Annotated in this window: 24 protein-coding genes; 19 read left to right on the plus strand and 5 right to left on the minus strand. The window is 47.5% G+C overall.

Going from position 1 to position 22,900, the window contains the following annotated elements:
- Positions 1-80 precede the first annotated feature (80 nt).
- Entirely contained in the window at positions 81-410 is a 330-nt protein-coding gene (locus C557_RS0121035) for an ArsR/SmtB family transcription factor (protein WP_018753832.1), read from the minus strand.
- Between the two features lie 386 nt (positions 411-796).
- On the opposite strand from C557_RS0121035, the gene C557_RS0121040 reads away from it, so the two are divergent.
- From C557_RS0121040 to C557_RS0121065, 6 genes are all read left to right on the plus strand, one after another.
- The gene (locus C557_RS0121040) at positions 797-1,861 is read left to right on the plus strand and encodes an ABC transporter ATP-binding protein (RefSeq protein WP_018753833.1); all 1,065 of its coding nucleotides are present in this window, start codon (positions 797-799) and stop codon (positions 1,859-1,861) included.
- 34 nt (positions 1,862-1,895) lie between these two features.
- Positions 1,896-2,228, plus strand: coding sequence for an antibiotic biosynthesis monooxygenase (locus C557_RS0121045; RefSeq protein WP_018753834.1), 333 nt, complete (start codon positions 1,896-1,898; stop codon positions 2,226-2,228).
- A gap of 102 nt (positions 2,229-2,330) precedes the next feature.
- The gene (locus tag C557_RS0121050) at positions 2,331-3,086 is read left to right on the plus strand and encodes an exodeoxyribonuclease III (protein ID WP_018753835.1); all 756 of its coding nucleotides are present in this window, start codon (positions 2,331-2,333) and stop codon (positions 3,084-3,086) included.
- A gap of 188 nt (positions 3,087-3,274) precedes the next feature.
- Positions 3,275-3,742 carry a flavodoxin gene (locus C557_RS0121055; protein ID WP_018753836.1) on the plus strand — a complete coding sequence of 156 codons (468 nt, stop codon included), beginning with the start codon at positions 3,275-3,277 and terminating at the stop codon, positions 3,740-3,742.
- On the plus strand, positions 3,739-4,458 hold the full coding sequence (locus tag C557_RS0121060) for a hypothetical protein (protein WP_018753837.1): 720 nt from the start codon (positions 3,739-3,741) through the stop codon (positions 4,456-4,458). Before C557_RS0121055 ends, C557_RS0121060 begins: the two co-directional genes overlap by 4 nt.
- A 226-nt stretch (positions 4,459-4,684) precedes the next feature.
- The gene (locus C557_RS0121065) at positions 4,685-6,094 is read left to right on the plus strand and encodes a deoxyguanosinetriphosphate triphosphohydrolase family protein (protein WP_018753838.1); all 1,410 of its coding nucleotides are present in this window, start codon (positions 4,685-4,687) and stop codon (positions 6,092-6,094) included.
- A gap of 124 nt (positions 6,095-6,218) precedes the next feature.
- Here C557_RS0121065 and C557_RS0121075 read toward each other — a convergent pair whose 3' ends face one another.
- Complete coding sequence (locus C557_RS0121075) at positions 6,219-6,788, minus strand: thymidine kinase (RefSeq protein ID WP_018753840.1); 570 nt, start codon at positions 6,786-6,788, stop codon at positions 6,219-6,221.
- 429 nt (positions 6,789-7,217) lie between these two features.
- Here C557_RS0121075 and C557_RS0121080 point away from each other — a divergent pair, with 429 nt between their 5' ends.
- A complete protein-coding gene (locus C557_RS0121080; protein ID WP_018753841.1) occupies positions 7,218-7,631 on the plus strand; it encodes a DUF4183 domain-containing protein in 414 nt (137 codons plus the stop codon).
- A gap of 88 nt (positions 7,632-7,719) precedes the next feature.
- Here C557_RS0121080 and C557_RS0121085 read toward each other — a convergent pair whose 3' ends face one another.
- Entirely contained in the window at positions 7,720-8,592 is an 873-nt protein-coding gene (locus tag C557_RS0121085) for an AraC family transcriptional regulator (RefSeq protein WP_018753842.1), read from the minus strand.
- Positions 8,593-8,996: 404 nt separating this feature from the next.
- Here C557_RS0121085 and C557_RS23910 point away from each other — a divergent pair, with 404 nt between their 5' ends.
- From C557_RS23910 to C557_RS0121135, 10 genes are all read left to right on the plus strand, one after another.
- Complete coding sequence (locus C557_RS23910) at positions 8,997-9,686, plus strand: hypothetical protein (RefSeq protein ID WP_018753843.1); 690 nt, start codon at positions 8,997-8,999, stop codon at positions 9,684-9,686.
- Positions 9,667-10,788 carry an ABC transporter substrate-binding protein gene (locus C557_RS0121095; RefSeq protein WP_018753844.1) on the plus strand — a complete coding sequence of 374 codons (1,122 nt, stop codon included), beginning with the start codon at positions 9,667-9,669 and terminating at the stop codon, positions 10,786-10,788. Before C557_RS23910 ends, C557_RS0121095 begins: the two co-directional genes overlap by 20 nt.
- 28 nt (positions 10,789-10,816) lie before the next feature.
- Entirely contained in the window at positions 10,817-11,842 is a 1,026-nt protein-coding gene (locus tag C557_RS0121100; protein ID WP_018753845.1) for an ABC transporter ATP-binding protein, read from the plus strand.
- 2 nt (positions 11,843-11,844) lie between these two features.
- Entirely contained in the window at positions 11,845-13,557 is a 1,713-nt protein-coding gene (locus C557_RS0121105; RefSeq protein WP_018753846.1) for an ABC transporter permease, read from the plus strand.
- An 18-nt stretch (positions 13,558-13,575) separates the two neighbouring features.
- Entirely contained in the window at positions 13,576-14,238 is a 663-nt protein-coding gene (locus tag C557_RS0121110; protein ID WP_018753847.1) for a DUF1868 domain-containing protein, read from the plus strand.
- 479 nt (positions 14,239-14,717) lie between these two features.
- Entirely contained in the window at positions 14,718-15,458 is a 741-nt protein-coding gene (locus C557_RS0121115) for a GntR family transcriptional regulator (RefSeq protein ID WP_018753848.1), read from the plus strand.
- Positions 15,459-15,637: 179 nt separating this feature from the next.
- Complete coding sequence (locus tag C557_RS0121120) at positions 15,638-16,471, plus strand: ABC transporter permease (RefSeq protein WP_018753849.1); 834 nt, start codon at positions 15,638-15,640, stop codon at positions 16,469-16,471.
- A 13-nt stretch (positions 16,472-16,484) separates the two neighbouring features.
- Positions 16,485-17,477 (plus strand): ABC transporter ATP-binding protein, encoded by a 993-nt coding sequence (locus C557_RS0121125; protein ID WP_018753850.1) that lies wholly within the window; start codon positions 16,485-16,487, stop codon positions 17,475-17,477.
- Between the two features lie 28 nt (positions 17,478-17,505).
- Positions 17,506-18,663 (plus strand): extracellular solute-binding protein, encoded by a 1,158-nt coding sequence (locus C557_RS0121130; protein ID WP_018753851.1) that lies wholly within the window; start codon positions 17,506-17,508, stop codon positions 18,661-18,663.
- Positions 18,664-18,741: 78 nt separating this feature from the next.
- The gene (locus C557_RS0121135; protein ID WP_018753852.1) at positions 18,742-19,590 is read left to right on the plus strand and encodes an ABC transporter permease; all 849 of its coding nucleotides are present in this window, start codon (positions 18,742-18,744) and stop codon (positions 19,588-19,590) included.
- A 261-nt stretch (positions 19,591-19,851) separates the two neighbouring features.
- On the opposite strand, the gene C557_RS0121140 is transcribed toward C557_RS0121135, so the two are convergent.
- Entirely contained in the window at positions 19,852-20,715 is an 864-nt protein-coding gene (locus C557_RS0121140; RefSeq protein WP_018753853.1) for a sulfurtransferase, read from the minus strand.
- 226 nt (positions 20,716-20,941) lie between these two features.
- Between C557_RS0121140 and C557_RS0121145 the strand changes: the two genes are divergently transcribed.
- Positions 20,942-21,883, plus strand: a complete 942-nt coding sequence (locus C557_RS0121145) for a DMT family transporter (RefSeq protein WP_018753854.1) — start codon at positions 20,942-20,944, stop codon at positions 21,881-21,883.
- A gap of 77 nt (positions 21,884-21,960) precedes the next feature.
- On the opposite strand, the gene C557_RS0121150 is transcribed toward C557_RS0121145, so the two are convergent.
- Positions 21,961-22,173, minus strand: coding sequence for a hypothetical protein (locus tag C557_RS0121150; protein ID WP_018753855.1), 213 nt, complete (start codon positions 22,171-22,173; stop codon positions 21,961-21,963).
- 510 nt (positions 22,174-22,683) lie between these two features.
- Between C557_RS0121150 and C557_RS0121155 the strand changes: the two genes are divergently transcribed.
- Positions 22,684-22,900, plus strand: a 217-nt coding sequence (locus C557_RS0121155; protein WP_018753433.1) for a transposase, incomplete at its 3' end; no start/stop codon positions are given.

The raw sequence follows: 22,900 nt of genomic DNA on the forward strand, positions 1-22,900 counted from the left end.
GCATGTTATGAGGCCAACCGTTCCTGAAAAACAAAAAAGACCCCCGCAGCCCGGCGGGGAAAAATGGGGTACCTTATGTCCTATGTTTGGTTGCGAATCCCTTGCAGTAGGGAAATCGATTCGACTAAATGATTATCAAAAATTTGCCGGGCGACTGCAAGTAAATCCTTAAGCAACGGATCTCGCAGCGAGTAGACGACTGTCGTTCCTTCCTTCACCGTATTGACCAGATTTTTGGCGCGAAGCACGGCTAGCTGCTGGGATACGGCGGACCCTTCCGAGCCCAATATCGTTTGCAGTTCATTGACATTTCGCTCGCCTTCGCTTAGCACCTCCAAAATACGAATTCGCATCGGATGGGCGAGAGCTTTGAAAAATTCTGCTTTAAACTGCTGCAAGTTCGCATCCATCGTCTAAACTCCTTAAAATCTGAAATTTTATATCTCTGAATCTTTGCATATTTAGTATGTTAGCACAGGATCGTCAAGCTGGGTAGGGGGGAATGATGTATTTTCAACTTTTTCTGTAAGTAAGCGAATTCATTTGTCAAAAGTTGCGATTTGCCAGATGATTCCCGATTGAGTATCAGAAGCCGCTCATGTTATACTCAATAATGATAATCATTATCATCTTAAGGCAACAGCTTTTATTTAGTGATTTATAGATGGATTTGAAAGTGTGATGAACAAGTTGCCGGAAGGCCAATGTAGAGATGAAACAGCGAGTGCAAGCCCATATCGCTGTAGGCCCTCTGTTGTCCAGCACGCTTCTAAAGGAAAGCGAGGAATAGATAAAGATGGAGCATTTATTAGAAGTGAAAGACTTGGCCATTTCGTTTAAAACGCGAGAGGGTGAGGTTCAGGCGATTCGGGGCGTCAGTTTCCATGTGAACAAGGGCGAAACCTTGGCTATAGTGGGGGAATCCGGTTCAGGCAAAAGTGTAACCTCGCAGGCGGTCATGCAGCTTGTTCCCCGTCCGCAGGGCGTATATAAACGGGGAGAAATCTGGTTTGACGGTCAGGAGCTGATTGGCAAGACAGAGAAGCAGATGCAGAAAATTCGCGGCAAGGAAATCGGCATGATCTTTCAGGACCCGATGACTTCGCTGAACCCGACGATCAAGATCGGCAAGCAGATCACCGAGGTGCTGCATTTGCATGAAGGGATGAATAAACAACAGGCCTATAGCCGGGCTATTGAGCTGCTGGGACTGGTTGGCATTCCGAATCCGGAACGTCGGTTCGGGCAATATCCGCATGAATTTAGCGGCGGGATGCGGCAGCGTGTCGTCATTGCCATCGCCCTGGCGGCCAATCCGAAGCTCTTGATCGCTGACGAGCCAACAACCGCGCTGGATGTAACCATTCAGGCGCAAATCCTTGACCTGATGAAGGAGCTGCAACGAAAAATTGGCACCGCCATTATTTTCATTACGCATGATTTGGGTGTAGTTGCGAAAATGGCCGATCGTGTAGCAGTCATGTACGCAGGACAAATCGTGGAGATGGGGACCGCGGAGGAAATTTTCTATAATCCGCGTCATCCGTATACCTGGGGTTTGCTGGCTTCGATGCCGAGTCTGGATCAGCATGGCGAGGCGAAGCTGGCGGCCATCCCGGGCACTCCACCTGATCTGATTCGCCCGCCGCATGGCGATGCCTTTGCGCTGCGCAGCTCCTATGCCATGGAGATCGACTTCAAGCAGGAGCCGCCTTTATACCAGATATCCGATACCCATGTTGTGAAGTCTTGGCTGCTGCATCCCTATGCTCCGGCCGTAACACCACCGGAAGTGGTGTTGCGTAAGCGGCGTAAGCTTGCAGGGGAGTATGAGCAGCCTGTTTTAGTACAACAGGGGTAAGATTTCGCCATTATTTGCATAGGGAGGAATTTGAATGTTCGTGATGACAAGAACGATGAACGTTGAGAAGGGCAGCAGCGAGAAAGTGATCGAGCGCTTCCGTGCGGAAAGCCCCATCGATCAAATGGAAGGTCTGGTCGATATCAGTGTGCTGGTCAACCGGAAAAGCACCGAGCACGAAGAAGTGGTTGTTATCATCCGCTGGGAGTCCCAGGAGGCCTGGAAGAACTGGGAGAAAAGCGATGCCCATATTCAGGGACACAAGAATAGCCGGGGACAACAGCCGCCTTCACATATCCTGAGTACAACCGTGCAATTGTACGACGCCAAGGTAGTTAAGAAGGGGCAAGCCTACCCTAACGTCTGAGCCTGACCGGGGACTCGATCCACTGCCATCCTATGATATACTTGTAGCAGGATGATAGAGTTCGGGAATCCAACTACAACAGGCGATTTAGAGGAGAACGGTATGAAGCTGGTTTCATGGAATGTGAATGGCTTGCGCGCTTGCGTTGGCAAGGGGTTTATGGATTATTTTCGGGAAGTGGATGCAGACCTGTTTTGCCTTCAGGAGACGAAGCTGCAGGAAGGCCAGATCGAGCTCGACTTGGGCGATGAATATAAGCAATACTGGAATTATGCCGAGAAAAAAGGGTACTCCGGTACTGCCGTCTTCACACGGATTGAGCCAATTTCAGTACGGTACGGCATGGAAGAGGATTCCGAGCCGGAGGGAAGAATAATTACACTTGAATTCGAGAGTTTCTATCTCGTCACGGTCTACACGCCGAATGCCAAGCGGGACTTATCCCGACTTGACTATCGGATGGAATGGGAGGATCGGTTCCGGGCCTATCTGCAATCTCTTGATATGCAAAAACCCGTCATCGTTTGCGGGGATATGAATGTGGCTCATCAGGAGATCGATATTAAGAACGCCAAATCCAATCTGGGCAATTCCGGCTTTACCATTGAAGAACGCGGAAAGATGACGGACCTGCTGGCCGCGGGCTTCACCGATACATTCCGTTATTTTTACCCTGATCGTGAAGATGTATATAGCTGGTGGTCCTATATGCCGAAGGTGCGTGAACGCAATATCGGTTGGCGGATCGATTATTTTCTGGTGTCCTCCCGTCTGGAGCCCAAGCTGAGCGAAGCTGATATTCATTGCAGTGTAATGGGCAGCGACCATTGTCCGGTGATACTAACGGTGGACCTATAATCAAGCATCGATGTAATCAGGAGTGTATAGCTGGCCGGAGGGATAAGTTCCTTTCGGCCTTTGTCTTGTAAAATATGCTCCATAGAGTTGAATAGGCGGTTGTATGGATTATCAAGTTCCATCTCCTTATTGACAATGATAATCATTATCAAATATACTTCGATATATGATGTATTTTGGATAGGAGGATGGAGCCGTTGAGTAAAGTGGTAATCGTATATGCCAGCTTGACCGGCAATACGGAGGAGATGGCCGAACTGATCGCCGAGGGTGTACGCAGTACCGGAGCGACCGCCGATTTGAAGATGGTGGAGGACTGCAACGCAGTTCTTTTGATGGAATATGATGCTTATTTGCTAGGAGCCTATACTTGGGGAGATGGTGAGCTTCCTGACGAATTTGAGGATTTTATCGACGAGATGAAGGAATTGGACTTGCAAGGGAGTCGATCTGCCACATTCGGTAGCGGAGATACTTCTTACCGGTTATATTGTGCTGCCGTCGATGAGCTGGAGCAGCGGCTTCGCGAATTTGGCGCGGTCATCGTGCAGGAGCCTCTGAAGGTGGAATATGGCCCAAGTGCGGAGGAGAAGGTATTGTGTCATGAGTTTGGCGCTAACTTTGCCCGCAGCCTGGAGGCGATCCCACGCACATGATGAAGCAAGTGGCGGACTATGAACTGGAGACCTGGATTCGCTCAACCAAAATGGCGGCGGGAACCGGGCGGGGACAAGGCCAGCGAATTACCTGGCAGCAACGTGTTCAATACGCAGTGGGTCATGCCATCAATGACTACTTCACCTTGCCTCCCGCAGTTCGCCTTCATACCCCGATCCAGGTGCTGCTGAATCGGCGGTGGCCCCGTAATCAGAGTGATTTCCCAGATTCCTTGCTTTACTGGCAGGTATATAATCAAGTTGTGGGACAACTAACCCTGATTACAGGGATGATGATCTATGATTATCCGGTGGCCTTATATGAGAATTGGAGTACGGAAGCGACCGGACTTGATATGCAGTTATCGCTCATTGTTCAAGCGGTGTGGCAGGAGCGTAGCGATCCACGACAGATGAAGGTGCAGAAGTTCCTTGTTGAGGATGACGAGGGAATGGTCGATGCCTTTGTTCACTTGGCTAACGTGTTCTGGCATAGCGCTTTTGGCCGGCCCCCCGCAGAGATCGAGGTTCATGCACTGCTGGAGGATCGTCGGTATTCCTTCATCGGAGAATCTCTCAGCCTGTCCAAGTCGATGGATTATGTGAGTCTGCTGGTCGATGCTTGGGAGAGTGAAGCGCGGAGAGAAGACAAAGAGGGCCAGCGAAGTGCCGAATGCTCCACGACATGCGATTTATGGCGGCTGGGCTACTCCTAGAGGATTTTAATTTTAAGAAATTCATGAGGGGCAGCGATTGTAAAAATCAACCTACATATATAAATGGAAGAGAAGGCGGCGAACTGGACCGCCCCCTACATGACAGGCTGGCCGAAGGGCTGGCCTTTTTGGTATGCGGCTGGCGAAATTATAGACGAATGCTTTATGTTCGGGAGCAAGGCGGATACAATAACAAATAGTAGAGAAAGAAAAGGAGTACGTGATCATGAATATTCAGGAATTACGGGAGCACCGACAGCATCCCGATAATATTGGACAGGAGACACATCGTGCCACCTTTGAACGCGACTATTCGCGGTTAATTCATTCACCTACCTTTCGTCGCCTGCAAGGCAAGTCCCAGGTATTCGGAGCGGGGACCGGCGATTATTACCGTACCCGTCTGACCCATTCGCTGGAGGTGGCACAGATCGCCAGAGAAGCGGCACGGAGCTTGCTGCGCGCCTATCCGGAGGTGGCGACGGAAAAGGCTGCACACCCCGGTCTGGTTATTGATCCCGAGGTCGTGGAATGTGCGGCGATTTGTCATGATTTTGGTCATCCTCCATTTGGTCATAAGGGCGAGGAGGTGCTGGACCAAATCCTGGAGAAGCTGATTGCCGACAAAACCAGGGATGCTTTGAAGGGAGGGGCAGCATCGGAGCAGGAGGAAGCGCGGATTCGGGAAGCGCTCAGGCAGAAGTATGAGCATTTTGAAGGCAATGCCCATAATTTCCGCTTGATGATGTTTCTGGAGAAGCGGGAGAATATCGACGGTCTCAATCTATCCGATGCTGTGCTGCTTGGCACCAATAAATATCCTTATCCCGGTACGGTTAACAAGAAGGGATTGTATCTTCACGAATGGGAGTACATCTCCCATGTTCGCGATCTTTGGAACATCCCTGCGGGAAAGAAAACCTTTGAAGCTCAATTAATGGACCTCTGTGATGACATTGCCTATTCGGCCCATGATCTGGAGGATGGCATCAAGGCTGGGAAGATTGAGGTGCATGAATACTTCCTGAAGGATTCCCATATCCAGCGGCTGATTGTAGAGAAGATCACGACCCTGGAGGATGCATTCTGGGATGGGTGGCCGCCGGATCGGATTGAGGTGAAGGTGGCAGAGGTGCTGGACGACTTCTTGCGTATTTGGAATGAGAAGATGCCGATATGTGATCAGGACTACTCGCGTACCCGTCGGGAGGTCAAGGCCTATTGGGTTAGCCTGTTTGTAGGCAATCTGGGCGTTGTGGAGGACGGCGACTGGCAGAAGGTTACGTTCGTGAAGGAGGGGCAAGAGAACCTGGATATGCTGCGCACGGTAAGTGTACTGAAGAGTTTTGCCTGGGTAACGATGATTCGCGACCTGCGGGTTCAGCGTCTTCAGAAGCGCAGCGCCTGGGTGATTAAGCGGCTGTGGGATGCATTCGTTGATCCGGAAACGTCAAAATCGATTATCCCTGGCGATTGGCTGCGGCGCTTTGACCGGGATCAGCAGAAGACAAAGCCGATCTGGACCTGGGAGCACATGATTATCGACTATATTGCGGGCATGACCGACGCATACGCTGAGAAAATATACAATGAGCTTTATGGGCTTAAGGTCGGGACGATTTACGATCTGGATTAAAAGCAGGAGGTGGGGGGTGAAGGGTTGGCTTAGAAGAAGCCTGCATCTCTCCAAGGTAAAGGGACCTGATTTTCCACCTATGTGGAAAATCAGGTCCTTTCGTTTGGTTCAAGCGATAGATAGGCTATAACGGCGGATTGGCGTGGCATTTGCGGCATACAGGGTAGTAGGACTCGCTGCCGCCAATCTGAATTTGTTCGCCGGTATAGACGGGGCGGCCGTTCTCTACCCGCAGATTCATGGTCGCCTTGCGGGCGCAGAACCAGCAGATGGTCTTCATCTCTTCAATCTTGTCCGCATAGATCAGCAGCATCCGGCTTCCCTCGAAGAGCTCGTTCTGGAAGTCATTTTTTAAGCCAAAGGCCATCACGGGAACATCCAATTCATCCACGATACGGACCAACTGTTTAATGCTGTTCTCACTCAGGAATTGACATTCGTCGACCAGGACGCAATATAGCTTTGGGGAATGATCCCGGACGATATCATAAATGTTTGTATCCTCATAGATAGGAATAGCTTGCCGCCGGAGTCCGATTCGGGAAGAGACATAACCGACTTCATCACGATCATCCACGGCTGAGGTGAAGAGCAATACCGGCTTGTTCTGCTCTTCATAATTATGAGCCACCTTTAAAATTTCAATCGATTTGCCGCTGTTCATTGCCCCGTATTTAAAAAACAATTGTGCCAAATGATAACGTCCCCTTCTCTAAGTAAATTCATGGATTCCCTCATGAAAAATCAGCTAATTAACGATCTCATATCTAATAGCAGGGTAGGTATGAGACGTGGAAAAGTGACATTTTCCAGTTATCCCTGCGGCTATCTCCAACCCTTGAATAAGAGTCATCAATTTCTTCCTAACCTATGCAATCACAGGCATTATGGACTCTTTATGGGGGATGATTAGGGAAGTCAAAGGCTAGTATAGTCACACGTTCGTCAATTGTCAAACAATAGGACAGGTGTTAAAAAGAAGAGCATGTGGCGAGGGGATTGCGCTGAACGATATGGAGAATGCCGGTTATGAACTGATCTAGCAATCTAGCATAAGTCCAAGCAACCGGAAGCTTCGAGTCATACGATACAAAATAGCTACTCTATGACTGGAGGGGAGATTATGCCGGTTATTCGCTTATATTTGCCAGCGGAGAGTATAATAACGGGCAGTGTGAATACGACAACAACAACGTCGGTTGTACCCGAGGTGCAGCGTTACACAGCAGTTATTGTGCTGGGGGATATCTTTGGAGGGACGACTACTCTGCAAGCGACCCGATTCACGAATAACCTTGGAAACACTGTGCCTGCGGGAGGGCTGGTGGTCCCGACTGCTAATGGCTACTACAATCTGTATGTCAATGGGGTTATGCAACGCGGAGGATTAAGTACCTTGACACCATCGAGTCTGGTCATCAATTCTGGATTAGTTATTGGCGCTACGGTTGTAGTAAATGTAGTCAATTTTAACTCTACCTCAGGCTCGGTATCCGATCTAAGCAACCTGTCCGTAACGACGAATATAACTTATTAAATGATCTTGGTTCTGAGCAGCACTAGAGCAGGGATATTTCTCGTCATGCTTTGGTGCTTTTTGCTATTAAGTTGAGTGGTTTATGGCTCTAATCGTTCATGAACTTTTTATACTCTTTAGGTGACATTCCGAATTCTTTTTTAAAAGCACGGTAAAAGGAGCTGTAATCACCAAAGCTATATTTTTCAAACACAGCATCAATAGAACTGCCATGCAGGAGCTCTTGCCTGGATAAGTATAATTTCTTTCTAACTATATACTTGTGAATAGAAATTTTCATGCTATCCGTAAATTTCTTGGACAGAAATGATTTGCTTACAAAAGTAGCATCGGCAATGTCCTGCACATGGATGCTCTCGTATATATGTTGATGGATATAATTAAGTGCATTTGCCAGCAGATCGTTATTATTAAAATCCGTGGAGAAATAGGTGGATTGATGATACATTTTAGTCCTTGCGATACGGATCAATAATTCGTTTATGAACGAACGAGCTAACATATCCGATCCATACTCATTGGATACAGATTGAATCAAAATATTGTCAAGCAGATGATTAACAAGGATCACCATGTCATTGGGCAAGTTGAGGTGGCAGCCCAGACAGTTAATATGGTTGAAGGGTTGAAGCAGGTTCGTGGTCTCCGTGGAAGCCAGCTGTAAATAATCAGGATGAAGCCAGAGTACATAACGTTCATAAGCCATGCTTGCCGTAATCTCAGCGTAATGCTTCTGTCCAGGCTGAATGAGCATGATATCACCTGCTTGAAGCTGGAACTGCTGTCCCTCGACATGATAAGTGACCCGCCCAGACATGAAGAAATAAAATTCATAATAATCATGAGAATGCACCCCTCTTAATGAGGTTAACGAGGTGTCCTTATTGTAATGAATTTGATAGTCCGTATTCACCATACTTGGTTTTTTTCCATAAGGAGTAGGCTTCGCTTTTGTTTGCATATTGTCCTCCATGAATAAATGGAAATATAATTCAAAATTCACATTTTATATTCGATAAGTAAGTGCCTTTGCTTGTCATTATGCATTATGAATGAAAATGGGATGTAAATGGACGGTAAAGCCAGCGTAAATCTTATAAAGCTAAGGGATTCAAGTAGACAAAATGCAAGGTTTTGAAGACGATAGTGCCTTTTTTTTCACTCCTGGACAAGTAAACTGTAATTGCAGGCAGCAAGAGGGAGTGGTGGTTTATTAAGATAATTGAACAACAATCAATAGGTAAAAATGGACAAGCACAAAGCGAAGACGGTTTAGTAATTACGGATCACTTTGTTGCAGTGGTGGACGGAGTCACTAGCAAGTCCGACTTTTGCTATCAGGGAAAAACAACAGGACGTCTCGCGATGGAGATGGTTAAAGGGCAGATTGAGCAGCTTTCGCCAACGGCAAGGCTGGAAGACCTGATTCAAAATGTGAACAGGGAATTTTCCAAAATATATCAAAAAATCGAATTCCCCTTGGAAAAAAGCAAAAGTGGATTTCAAGCGGTAGCTGTCATTTACTCCGATTGGCATCGGGAAATTTGGCTAATTGGGGATTGTCAGTTCATTATTGATGGGCAGTGGCATCTGAATGCCAAAAAGAGTGATATTGTCCTCGCTGAGATGCGGAGCTTGATCCTACAAATCCATGATCTTAAAGGTAATCCTAGGGTGAAGCATGAGCAGGATGAGGGAAGGCAAATTATACTTCCGTGGATTTTAGAGTCAGCCGTTTTTGCCAACAATGATCTTACTGAGTTTGGATACGCTGTACTTAATGGAGAGCCTATTCCGCAGAGCCTGATCAAAGTGTTCCCGCTGGGTGCAGGGAAGCATGAGATTATTCTCGCCAGCGATGGTTACCCAACGCTGGAAAATACGCTTGAGAAGACAGAGCAAAGGTTGAGAGAGCAAATCGCTAGTGACCCCATGTGCTACAGGAATTATCTGTCTACCAAAGGTATGACCAAGCATTCTCTAAGCTTCGACGACAGGACTTATATCAAATTTATTATAGGAGAGGAAGATACTTATGAAGACGATGATGTTTAAGGTGCTGACGATGTTGTTATTAACGGCTGTATTTATGGCGGGCTGCGGGACAACAACAAGCGATACTTCTGATAAGAGTGGAGGAAATGCTGATTCGCCAAGTCAAGCCGGTGATATGAAGACCATTCTAACCCAGAAGCCGACGGGAGAACGAATTGTTCTGGCTACTAATAATGCAAGTGATGGACGAGATACTTGGTTGAAAGCCAAGATCGAAGAGGCTGGCTTTCATGCAGAAATTGTCCCTTTAGGCGGCGGGGATATTACCTCTCGGGTTATTTCCGAGGCGAGTAATCCAACACTTAATGTGGTATGGGGACCTTCTGACAGCATGTTTGAGTCCATGGTTCAAGCGGACGCATTGGAGAAATGGACACCCGAGTGGGCAGACAAAGTGGCAGGCGTAGCAGAGGATAATGGATATAGCTGGACCTATGAGATTCAGCCCAAGCTACTGGTTGCCAATCCGGAAGTCTATACGTCTGACACGGTTCCAACAAGCTATCAGGATTTATGGGAAAAAGAAATGTATCATGGCAAGTATGCTGTTCCTGTGGACTTTGGAGGTACAACCAACCGAGCCATTATTGGCGGGATATTAGGACAATATCTGGATGCTAATGGGGAACTGGGGGTATCTGCGGAGGGATGGAACGCGATCAAGCAATACTTTGCGTATGGTTACAAAACACCACAGGGAGAGAATGATTTCCAGAATATGGCCAGCGGCGAAGTTCCTATCACTTTCACTTATGCCTCGGGGCTAAAGGGCAAAATGGAGACTTTTAATGTGACACCCATCATTATTTACTCAGCCACTGGAGAGCCTTCCAATGCCAATCAGATCGGAGTATTGAAGAATAGCAATCAAGCCAAGCTGGAGGAATCGATACGACTGGCTAACTGGCTGGGCAGTGCAGAGGTGATTGGTGAATATGCTTCCCAATATGGCAGTATGGTTGTGAATAAGGATGCAACAGATCAAATGATTCCGCTTATGCAGGAAGTAACAAAGAACTTCAAGGCACAACAACTTGATTGGGATTACGTTAACTCGATGATGGATGAATGGGTGGCCAAGATTCAACTGGAGTATATGTAATAACTCGATACATGAGAGGTATGCAAACATGATTGAATTAAATAATGTCCAGATCAGATTTGGAGATTTTGTGGCTATTGAGAACCTGTCCTTGGAGATCCAAAAGGGTGAATTTTTTACCTTTTTGGGGCCTTCGGGATGTGGAAAGACCACAACACTTAGAGCTATTGCCGGGTTTATCATTCCGACACACGGAAGTGTAAAGGTAAAGAACGAGGATATCACCTACAAGCCTATCGAAAAGAGAGGTATAGGGATGGTGTTTCAGAGTTATGCCTTATTTCCGACAATGAGTGTGGAAGAGAACATTATCTTTGGGTTGAAGGAGAACAAATGGTCTAAAGAGAACATCAGGTTACGACTGAAGGAAGTAGCGGATATGGTCAATTTGACCTCGGAGCAACTGAAGAAGAATGTATCCCAGCTCTCGGGAGGTCAGCAGCAGAGGGTAGCTATTGCAAGAACGCTTGCTTTGCGGCCGGAAATTATTGTTCTGGACGAACCACTTTCCAATCTGGATGCCAGGCTTAGAGTGCAGCTGCGCATGGAATTGAAAAAAATTCAACTGGCTGCGGGAGTGACCATGATTTACGTGACCCATGACCAGGAAGAAGCCCTGACGCTCTCCGACAGAATAGCCGTCTTCAACAACGGCTGTATTGAACAGATAGGAACCCCTCGTGAAGTATACTATCACCCTAAAACTGAATTTGTTAGTCAGTTCATTGGTGACTCAAATCGTTTGACTCCGGGAATTGTTCAGAGGCTTGTGGAGTTAAATCCAGACTTTACTGCGGAGCGGGATAAGCATGTTTATGTCCGGGGAGAGCATGTGAAGGAGGAGATTAGCCCGGAAGAGAGTGCTGAATACCTTGTGCTGGATGCGGAATTTGAGCTGGAAGAGTTCTATGGGCTGACGACAAGAAAGACCTTTAAGGTGGGGAATGACAGCCTGAAATCCATTTCTACAAATATCAATGGAATCATGAACAGGGGCGAGCGTAAGCGCCTATATATCAGCAAGAATGACCTCATGACCTTCCGGGGTGAATGAATATGGAGATGCTAAAGAACAATTATAAATTAAGAAAGCTTGCCGGTATTTTGGCGCTGGGCATTGTGCTTGGATGGGGTGTATTCACCTGGTTAATTTATCCTAATCTGAAGCTGCTTAATATTACCCTATGGACAGACGGCCAGTTTGATCTTAAGCCCGTACTGAACATTCTTGCTTCGGAACGTGCGATCATTAGCCTGAGAAATTCTTTTGTGCTTGCCTGCTGCCTTACCATTACAGTAAATATTTTAGGCCTGTTTCAAATCCTCATCCTGGATTATTTCAAAATAAAGGGGAGTCGGTGGCTCTCTATCGCCTATCATTCTCCGCTGATATGTAATGGTATGGTGTTGGTTATGGCATACAATTTCCTGTACGGGAGCCAGGGATTGCTTACAAACTGGATTCCGGGACTCGAGCCTCTATGGTTTAAGGGCTTCTGGCCCGTCCTGATTGAGCTAACCTTTGCTGGCACGGCCAATCATATCCTATTTGTTCGTGACTCATTGAAGTCTGTCGATTACCAGACGGTTGAGGCTGCGCAAAATATGGGTATTCGGAGCGGACGCATCCTTTGGAAGGTTGTATTGCCTGCTTTAAAGCCTTCTATTTTTGCAGCATCCATTCTCACGTTCATTGTGGGTATATCAGCCCTTGCTACCCCACAGGTTCTGGGTGGAGATCAGTTTGAGACCATTAATATTTTGATTTATTCATTCTCCAAAACTTTGACTACAAGGAATTATGCGGCGATTCTAGCCATATTTCTGGGGTTGATTACGGTCATCATCCTGCTTGTATCCAATTATATCGAGAGGAAGGGAAACTATCGTTCTGTATCAAAAGTGAAAACTCCATTGCAAAAGCAAGATATCAAATCTCCTGTGCTTCGTGGAATAGTGACTGCTATTGCGCATGTTATCGCGGTGATCCAAACGGTGCCCTTACTGGCGGTTTTTTGTTTTTCATTTATGCCTGTAACTGATCTGTACAACGGAGTTATCGATTTCAGCAGCTTCTCGCTAAATAATTATTATGCCGTATTCTCCTCGACAACGGGAATTCGCCCAGTATTCACCAGTATCATCTACGCCGCTCTGGCCAGTCTCATCGTAATTGCAGTGATGCTGATCTTGGGCAGAATCATTGTCAAGCACAGCAACACATGGACAAATGCATTGGAACTGCTACTTCAAATTCCTTGGTTCCTGCCTGCAACCTTAATTGCGCTGGGGTTGATTATGGCTTTCAATAAGCCTAGCTTGTTGGTCTTGGGTAATGTTCTGACGGGGACCGCCTTCATCCTGCTATTAGGTTATATTATTCTTAAAATACCTTACACTCTTCGCATGGTTAAAGCGGCTTATACCAGTGTTGACCATTCCCTGGAGGATGCCGCCAAAAATTTAGGGGCTTCTTCTTTCAAGACGTATGTGCGAGTCGTATTTCCGATTATTTTACCAGCCGTACTTTCTATTTTCTTACTGAATTTTATTGGTTTGTTGTCAGAATACGACATGTCCGTATTCTTATTTCATCCCTTATATCAGCCGCTGGGTGTAGTCCTAAATGCAGCTACTTCATCGGAAGCTTCGCCGCAGGCCCAGATGCTAAGCTTCGTGTATTCAGTCCTTATTATGTTGGTGTCTACTTTAGTCATTTTGTTTGTTTATGAACGCAAAAGACATGGCTCCCAGTCCAGTCAAATATGATGCAGAGAGGTTTTAGCCATGATTAAAGAAAGCGAGCTAAAGTTTTATCCTGATGGAAGAGCAAAGGACTATCTGGGAAACACGATTATCAGTTTCTTGAATAGTGAGCTGTATAATATCTACCGGGAGAGTATTAAAGTCATGGAGGCTCTCAAAAATACTGAATTGGCTCAGTCCTACGCATTTCTGCCACCCTCTTCGTTCCATGTTACGATTTTGACGCTTTGTCGCGAGATGGATCGAGGGACACCGTACTGGCCCCGGATTTGTTCTCCCGAGGAGGAGTTTATCCAAATAGATAAGAAGCTAAAAGAAACGGTGGAGCAAATTCCCAAGCCGCAGGGTATAAAAATGGAGGTGGATTGCTGTCTTCCGATCAATATTCGCCTCAAGCCTGCTTCTGCACACGATGAGCAGAAAATTCGGGATTATCGTGATAGGGTGTCTGAAGCCGTAGGTATCCGGCATGCAGGTCATGATGAGTTTGCCTTTCATTTAACCTACTCCTATCAGTTGTATGAGCTAAGCCATCAAGAGCAGGCTATGGCACAGGCCTTCTGCCGTCATTACACCGAGGTTCTGCGGAAAAAGGTAGCACCTTTTGAACTTCCTGAACCAGAGTTTGTCATTTTTAATAATATGCTTGAATATGAACCGGATCTGTCTCGCCGCAAGTTATGAAAGCAGGCAACGCCAGAACCAATTTTGCAGCCGTCCAGACAATCAGTGAATACTGATTCCGGGCGGCTCTATTTTTATATGGAATCCTAACAGGAGGCAAGGATGATGAATCTGATACCTTTTTTTGTTTTATATACATTTTTTGGGCAAACGGGCAGATGGATGTTTTTTTTGATTTAATGGGTTGCTTGTGTACTTTTTCTGCTTTGTTGGTATACATAGGTCACGTAATGTTGCTGATCATGCAACCAAGAGATATAGACAACTACCCCCCTCTCCTTATAGCAACAGCCATTTATGAACGCAATTCAGATATGATATAAGGCTTTTTAGCAGACAAATCCGCATTATGAGGCTTTTACGCTGCTTACAATATCTTTAAAATGCGAAAACACGGACTTAACAATGTTGAAGTAAGCTTATTTCAGATGTCTAGACCTGTTAAAAGGACTAAGAGGAGGAAATGGAGGATAACGCGCTTGGCTTTTTATCAGAACATCAAGCAGGAAATTGAACGCATGCTGGAAAACCGGCTATGGAAAGTGGGGCAGAAGCTGCCTTCGGAATATGAATTGGCGAATTACTTTGATGTCAGTCGGGAAACCCTCCGTTCGGCGATCCGTTTGCTGGAGAAGGAGGGGAAGTTGCTGGTGAAGCATGGCGTTGGTATATTCGTCATCAAACCGTTGACGGTTATTCCGAGTCGGCTGGAAATTTTGCAAAGCATCGGCAAGATGATCAAGCTGGCCGGATTGGAAGAAGGCGAGGATAAAATCATTATCAAGGAGGAAGAGTGCGCCCCGGACTGGGCAGATGCCTTGCGTGTTCCGGTCGGTTCGCCGGTAAAGAAGATGGAGCGGTTCCGCTACGCCGAAGGAGAAGTCATTGTATGCTCGATCAATATTATTCCGCATCACATTGTGGGCAAAGCATTTGAAATTGAAGCGACCAATCCCTCGTTGTTTCAACTGCTGGAAGAGAAGCATGGTGTCGTTATTGCCAGATCCGATACCGAACTGAGGGTGCCGTCCAGAAGCGATCCGTACGTGCAGCACTTGCAGGGTGACAAGGCAGAAGACACACCGGTACTGCTGATGAAGCAGTTGCATTATGACGAGCGAAACAGCGAGGTTCTATATTCCTATGATTATATGCGCAACGATGTATTTCGCTTCTGGGTTCGGCGAGAGCGGCATTTGAATGGAGGAGGATCGGCTTGACGACAACTTAAAGGCTGCGAGGGTTCTGATTGCGACTCATCCGCGTTTTGCTGTGGACGCTGGGTGAGTCGGATACGCTGGAGAGCTTGCTCTCACAGACGATGCTAACATGGCAACGCGAAATCGCGAGTTGCGCTGGCCTTGCGGCAGAATTGTCAAAGGAGGAAAGAAGGTTGAGAATGTTCTCGTTCAAAGGATTTTACTATGCGCTCGGCAGACGGAAGGTTATCGAATTCATTATCTTCTCTGTCTTTGTATTGTTCTTCTATCTGCCATTGCTCAATCTGATTATGCTGGCTTTCTCGAATAAGTATGAAGCGCCGGCGCTGTTTCCGCAAGAGTGGGGCTTCAAATGGTGGGACTACGTGCTGGGACAGAAAAATCTGATGAGTTCTATCATTCTATCATTTGTCATTGCGATTGTTACAACGCTGCTGTCCATGTGCATCTGCCTGCCAGCGGCTTATGCGCTGGCGAGATTTGAATTTCCGGGACGAAAGCTGCTGTTCCTGTCGTTCCTGCTAAGTGATGCATTTCCGAAAATGGGACTGTACGTAGCGATTGGTATTATCTTCTACAAGCTGAATCTGATCGGCACGCTGCCGGGCGTACTGCTCATTCATGTACTGAACTCACTGATGTTCATGACCTGGATTCCGGCGAATGCATTCCGCAGCGTGCATCGACAGCAGGAAGAAGCGGCACGAGATGCAGGGGCGGGTCCGTTCCGCACGTTCCTGCATGTGACGTTCCCGCTGGCGCTGCCGGGCATTATTGTAGCGGCATTGTTCACATTCCTCGGATCGCTTGAAGAAGCGCAAGGAACCATGCTGGTCGGCTTTCCGCAATTCAAGACGATGCCGATAGAAATGTACGGAATCATTATGCAATATGCGACAACGGCGGGACCCGTCTTCTCCCTGATTCTGATGATCCCGACAATTATAGTATTGCTGTTATTTCGACGCTACTTGTCTGCCGAGAACATGGCGAATGGTTTCAAGATAAAGTGACGGGAGGCGCATCATGAGCACCATATCTTCAACGACAGATTCTTACAAATTACAGATTACAGGGTTGCACAAGCGATACAAGAACGGGGACGGAATTCATAATATTGATCTGAATGTGAGTACGGGAGAGTTCGTCACATTGCTGGGTCCTTCCGGGTGCGGCAAAACGACCATTCTACGCTCTATCGGCGGTTTTGTCGATGTCGATGAAGGCGATATCCGCATTGATGGACAGTCCGTTGCTGCGCTGCCGCCGGAGAAGCGGCCGACCGCTATGGTTTTTCAAAGCTATAATTTGTGGTCGCATATGACGATCTACGACAATCTGGCATTTGGCATGAAGCTACGCAAAGTGGCAAAAAGCGAGATTCGCAAGCAGATAATTGAAATGCTGGAGCTGATCAGAATGCCGGGCAGCGAGAAGAAGTATCCGGCTCAGCTCTCAGGCGGTCAGCAGCAACGGATAGCGATTGCCCGTGCATTGCTGCTCAAGCCTTCGGTGTTGCTGCTGGACGAGCCGTTCTCGGCGCTCGATGCCAAAATTCGCGCAGAGATGCGCATGGAACTGAAGCGCATCCAGCAAGAGCTGAATATTACGGTCGTGTTCGTTACACATGATCAGGAAGAGGCCATGGCGATATCGGACCGGATTGTTGTCATGAACAAAGGTCATGTAGAGCAAATCGGTACGCCTATGGAAGTGTATGATCACCCTGCAAGCCGTTATGTCGCTTCCTTCATAGGAGATATGAACTTTATTGAAAGGGGGGATGGCACTTCGATAGCCGTAAGACCGGAGCAAGTTGAACTGATTAAAGGTGGAGGCGGTGAGATGCAGGGGGAAATCGCTGCAATTATGCTGCTGGGGCATTATGCGGAAATTAATGTTCAGGCAGGCGAACAGATGATCAAGACATTCCAGCCGCGTCACGTTGTGGACGAGTATCGATTGAAGGAAGAGGTTGGCATACGTTTTATGACCGAACAGAAACTTCACATGATTTAGGAGAATCCCAAAACCTGGAGGTACAAAAATGCGTACAAAAATAAAATGGATGCTTACAGTTCTGCTGGTAGCGAGCCTGATGCTGCTGGCCGCTTGCGGCGGTCAGGAGGAAGGCGGGCAAGGCGAAAGCAACAAGAAGGTCACGCTGTGGGCGGGAGGTTCTGACAACGTGAGAGAGATGTTCGAGAAGCAGATTGGATACTTTAATGCGAATAATCCAGACGGCTACGAAGTGGAATTGCAATTTATTACATCCGGTACAGGCACGCAAAACCTGATTGACCGCATTATTGCAGCGAAGAAGGCGGGCGAGACATCGACCGATTTTGACCTGATTGAGCTTGATGCTACATCAGTTCTGCAATATTTGGCAGAAGGCGGGGAGGATTTGTTCGTTCCGATCGACACGAGCAAGGTTCCGAATATGTCAGATCTGCAATTTGAAGCAACTTACCGCAGTGATTTAGTTGTCCCCTATCGGGGAACGACTGTTGTCTTGGCCTACAACTCGGAGACGGTTCCCGAACCGCCCAAAACAGCTGAAGATATGTATCAATGGATCAAGGATCATCCGGGGCGCTTTGCCTACAACACTCCCGGCTCCGGAGGCGCGGGCAGCTCATTTGTTGTAACGTCTGTGTATAATGATTTGGCGGCAGAAGCGCTTACCTCGTCGGATGAGAAATGGACGGCAGAGTGGGATCCGGGATTCAAATTCCTGGAGGAACTACATCCTTATCTGTACCAGTCAGGCGGTCGCGTTGTTTATCCGAACAAGAACCAGGGTTCGATCGATTTGCTGGCAAACAAGGAAGTGGATATGATTCCGGCATGGGCGGATATGATTATTTCGCAGAAAAGAGAGGGCGTCATTCCGGACTCTATTGAGATTGCCCAAATCGCTCCGTCGTTTACCGGAAGTACGGTTGCGCTCGGCATCCCGGCATTCGGCAGCAATTCGGAGGGGGCGCATGCGTTTATCAACTACATGCTGACGCCGGAGGCTCAGAATATTGCACTTGATAGTATGGCGGCTATACCGGTCATTGAATTTTCGAAGCTGGACCCTGAGTTGGCAGATATTATTTCCGGCTTGGAGATCGAAGAGTTTCGCATCAACAGCATAGGCGGGTTGGGAACGAAGCTGAATGAGCGCTGGGACGAAGAAATTGGCACATTGGAATAAAGAACGATATACACGAGGCAAGCACAATGATTATGACTGGCACAGCTATCCGTTGGCCAGGAGAAGGGGAAATGAGCGGTGATCGTCCGTAAAAATCATTTGCAGCGATGGATACCCTATCTTTTCGTGGCGCCAGCGTTCTTGCTGATAATGGGAGTTGTCGCATATCCGATTCTGAACGTGATGGTGCGCAGCTTCCACATCCAGGAGGAGGATCGTTACGGACTGGATCATTATTACACGCTGTTTACTAGCAAAATTGCGCTGAACAATTTGTATTATACATCGTACATTGTGATTATAACTGTCCTGTTGTCGATCGTGCTGGCATATGCACTGGCGCTATACCTGCGGTTTACTCAGTCGTGGGCAAGCAGGCTTATCGGAGCCTTGTATCTGCTTCCCCGATTCATACCGGGGTTGGTAGCGGTCAATGCCATGATTACCGTTATTCGCGATTCAGGTCTGCTGAATCGGATTGCGCTGGCATTCGGATATGACATCAAGCCCGGCTTGATGTTTAATGAGAAAGGCATTATTCTGATGAACCTATGGTTTAATGTGCCCTTTGCGACCATGCTGTTGATGGCGGCTCTGTCCAATATCCCGCAGTCCTTGATTGATTCGGCCCGGGATGTCGGAGCCGGCCGCATCAAGCTGTTTGTTCATATGATTCTGCCCTTGACACTGAAGGATGTCATGATTGCCGCAACGTTTATTTTCATGAGTAATATCGGTTCATTCACGACGCCGTATCTGATGGATTCCTCATCTCCGCAGATGCTCGGAATCTCATTGTTCACGCAGTTTAGTAATATGAATTATGAGTATGCGGCAGCGCTGTCGGTGCTGATGTTCTTTCTTTGCTCATTGTCTGCGGCGGTCTACATTTATACTAATATGCGCGACAAGCAATGGGAGAAATAGACGCAGGGGAAGGGTATAATCGTTGGGAATAAGTGACATAGAAAACAAACATGTGTAGAAGGGCCGGCTTGAGAATAATCTTAATTCCCAAGCCGGCTCTTGATTATGCGCTCGGGCGCAAGTCCCTGTTCAAGCCGGTTGCGACAAGCCCAGTGAATAGAAATTTCCTGATCTCTGATAAAGGGAGCTGGTTCGCAGTTTATTGTCAAATTGCGGTAGAAATTGCTTTGTTCATTATGCCAGTATGTCTTACGAAAGCTCTCACTCCTCGCCCTTGGCAACGGGATTGTCCGGGTAGGAAATCCAGTCGCTCCAACCTCCCGGGTATAACTTCACATGCTTGAAGCCGATCTGCTTCAAGGCCAGAATGTTCGGGCAGGCGGAGACGCCGGAGCCGCAATAAACCACAATCTCCTGATTCTTATCCAGCCCGGAGAAATGCTCTTCCAACGCTGCCGTTGGCTTGAGACGTCCTTCTTCGGTCAAAACTTCCTTCCAGAAGTAATTGAACGCATTGGGAATGCCCCCGGCTTTGGCATCGATAGGCTCTTCCAGGCCCAGATAGCGTTTGCGCTCCCGGGAGTCGATCAACACTTTGGGCCCTGCGGCTTCAACTCGTGCGGATGGGTCTTGGTATATGATCTCACGAACCTCCTCCAGCGTGGCTATAAGCTCTGGTTGTGGGCGAGCCTCAAATGTCTTGGGTATGACCACTGGCTGGTCAGCGGTAATTGGAAAGGCCGCTTTCTTCCAGGCACTGTAGCCTTGCTCCAATAGGAAGACCTGTGTATGTCCAAGGTAGGTCAACATCCACCATAACCTGGCGGCAATCATTCCATCATTGTCGTCATAAATGACGATGCGGTCGTCCTGGCTCAGCCCGGCCTGCCCGAAGGTGTGAGCCATCTGTTCTGGCTCAGGCATAGGGTGTCGGCCGCCATGCTGGGAGAGGGGGGCGGACAGGTCCTCATCCAGGTCGAGATATACAGCCCGCGGGATATGAGCCTCATTGTAGCGTTCTCGCCCAGCATGGGGATCGTTCAACCAGAAACGGCAATCCACGATGACCAAATCAGGCTCGTACATGCGAGCAAGCAGCCATTCTTTTGATACCATCTGATTCATGTTCAATCCTCCAAAGTTACCAAATAGGCCGCTTCATATGAGCGGCCCTGTTCAAATATAGCACAAAGGTACAAGGTTATGAATACAGGACTGTAAATAAGATGAGATCTTCATTTGGCTCTTGAAAATTTTGATTGAGGAACAGGTCTATCTTAGCTATAATGAAGTGGTTTGCATAGGTGTTGTCAGGCAAATCTATTGATGGAAAGCTGGAATTTAGAAGCATATGTACACTGCGGTCAAGCCCCTGGGCAAGTATGAAATTTTGTATATTATCGGTATCATTGCCATCTCGTTCTCATCTATTTTTATTCGCTGGTCCCATGCCGACGTTTCGGTCATCGGGATGTACCGCATGTTCTTCACCAATTTGCTGATGCTTCCGCTGTTGTGGCGATACCGTGAGGAACTGCGCGAATTAAGCGCCAAACAATGGGGCGGCCTGTTGTTTTCCGGCATGATGCTGGGGCTGCACCTGTTGTTATGGATGGGTTCGCTTCGTTTAACAACAGTAGCCAGCTCCACGGTAATTTTAACCTTAGAGCCGATCATTGTGATGTTCGGGTCCTTTTATCTGTTCAAGACAAAAATCAACAAGGCGATGGTCATTGGGGTAACGTTAGCCGTCCTGGGGTCTATAGCTATTGGCTCTGGTGATTTTGCTCTGTCACGCCGAGCTGTCACCGGTGATCTTTTGTCACTGCTTGGTACGGTGGCTCTTGCGGTACACATGCTGGCAGGCAAGCAATTGTTGCACCATGTGAGCGCCTTTGTTTATAACTTTATCGTGTTTTTGGTGGCTGGTATCGCCATGGCGATGTACAATGTGGCTGCTGGCATTCCATTCACCGGATATGGTCTTGGGGAGTGGGGGATTTTTTTGCTGCTAGCCGTTATCCCCACCTTGTTTGGTCATTATTTATTCAATTGGCTTATGAAATATTTAAGTGCATCGGTTGTATCCATGGCCGTGTTGGGCGAGCCGGTCTTTGCTTCATTACTGGCTTGGGTACTATTGAAGGAAAGTCTTACCCCCTTACAGCTATCTGCAGGGGGGCTTATCTTATTTGGAGTCTGGATTTTTATCCGCTATGGCAAAGAGGCTACGGTATTGGAGCCCGGCAGCCCGCAGGTGCTTGCTGCGGGACAGGAAGGAAAGTCAGGTTAGGGTAAGATAAGGTAGGGTAAGGTAGGGTAGGGTTCCGGCACAATGCATGGCTCGCTTAACTTGGCGCACGTGGTTATTTATTTCCGCACCTCGAAGAACTGGCATTTCTGGCGCGGGTGATAAGCCAACTCGCTAACGCTGGACTGGGTAATAACGGTCTCTCCGGTAAAGCGAATAATGATGCTCCCCGAATCGATGAGGTGGTCGTTATGAAACACGCGAACACGCAGCTTCTTGTCGATAGCCTCGTGAAAGTCCTGTTCGGTGAATAGTTGTCTGACAGTGGGCATAAAGGGATTCTCCTTATGGCAGGTCTGGATTTGTAAACATATCTGTTATTGTACCTGCTGCGCCTTCGTCTGAAAAGGGGAGGGGCGAAGCGGGCAGGGAATCGCTTGAGAATATTGCTTCGGCAGCCCATCCACGTGCCGTTTTGTCTATAGCACACTGTATCTTAGCACACTGAACCTTAATCTCTAATGCTGATGTACAGTAGTGGGATATTCGGTGGTAGATCCAGCGGTAGATCAATGAGTGAGAGATCGATGAATGAAAGATCAATGGAAATCTAGCGGGAGATCAATGGGAAATCAGCGGGAAATCTGTGGGAAATCCTCAGACTGTTGAGAAAGGGCGTAACGTACCATTTATACGGAAAGAACCCTTATAAGCTAAGGGCTTTTCTATCCGAGATGTACGGAGAACCAACTTTCTCAACAGTCTGAAATCTAGAGCTAGAATAAAAAGTGGACACCTCGTTAAGAGAAAAAGATAATAAAACTAACTGAGGAGGTGTTCACGTGGGTGAGCAGCGGAATCGCTATAACGAAGAATTTAAAAGACAAACAGCTAAATATCTCCATGAACAGACGAAATCGGTGGAGGAAATCGCCTTAGAGATGGACATCCCAGCAAAGACGTTGCATGCCTGGAAAGCCAAATATCGCGAGTTCAAGAATGAGTCCATCTCCAGTGTGGAACGGCTTCGAGAATTAGAACAACTCTTAAAAGAGAAGG

Origin of the sequence: Paenibacillus sanguinis 2301083 = DSM 16941 (genome assembly GCF_000374825.1) — a bacterium.
Lineage (GTDB): Bacteria > Bacillota > Bacilli > Paenibacillales > Paenibacillaceae > Fontibacillus > Fontibacillus sanguinis.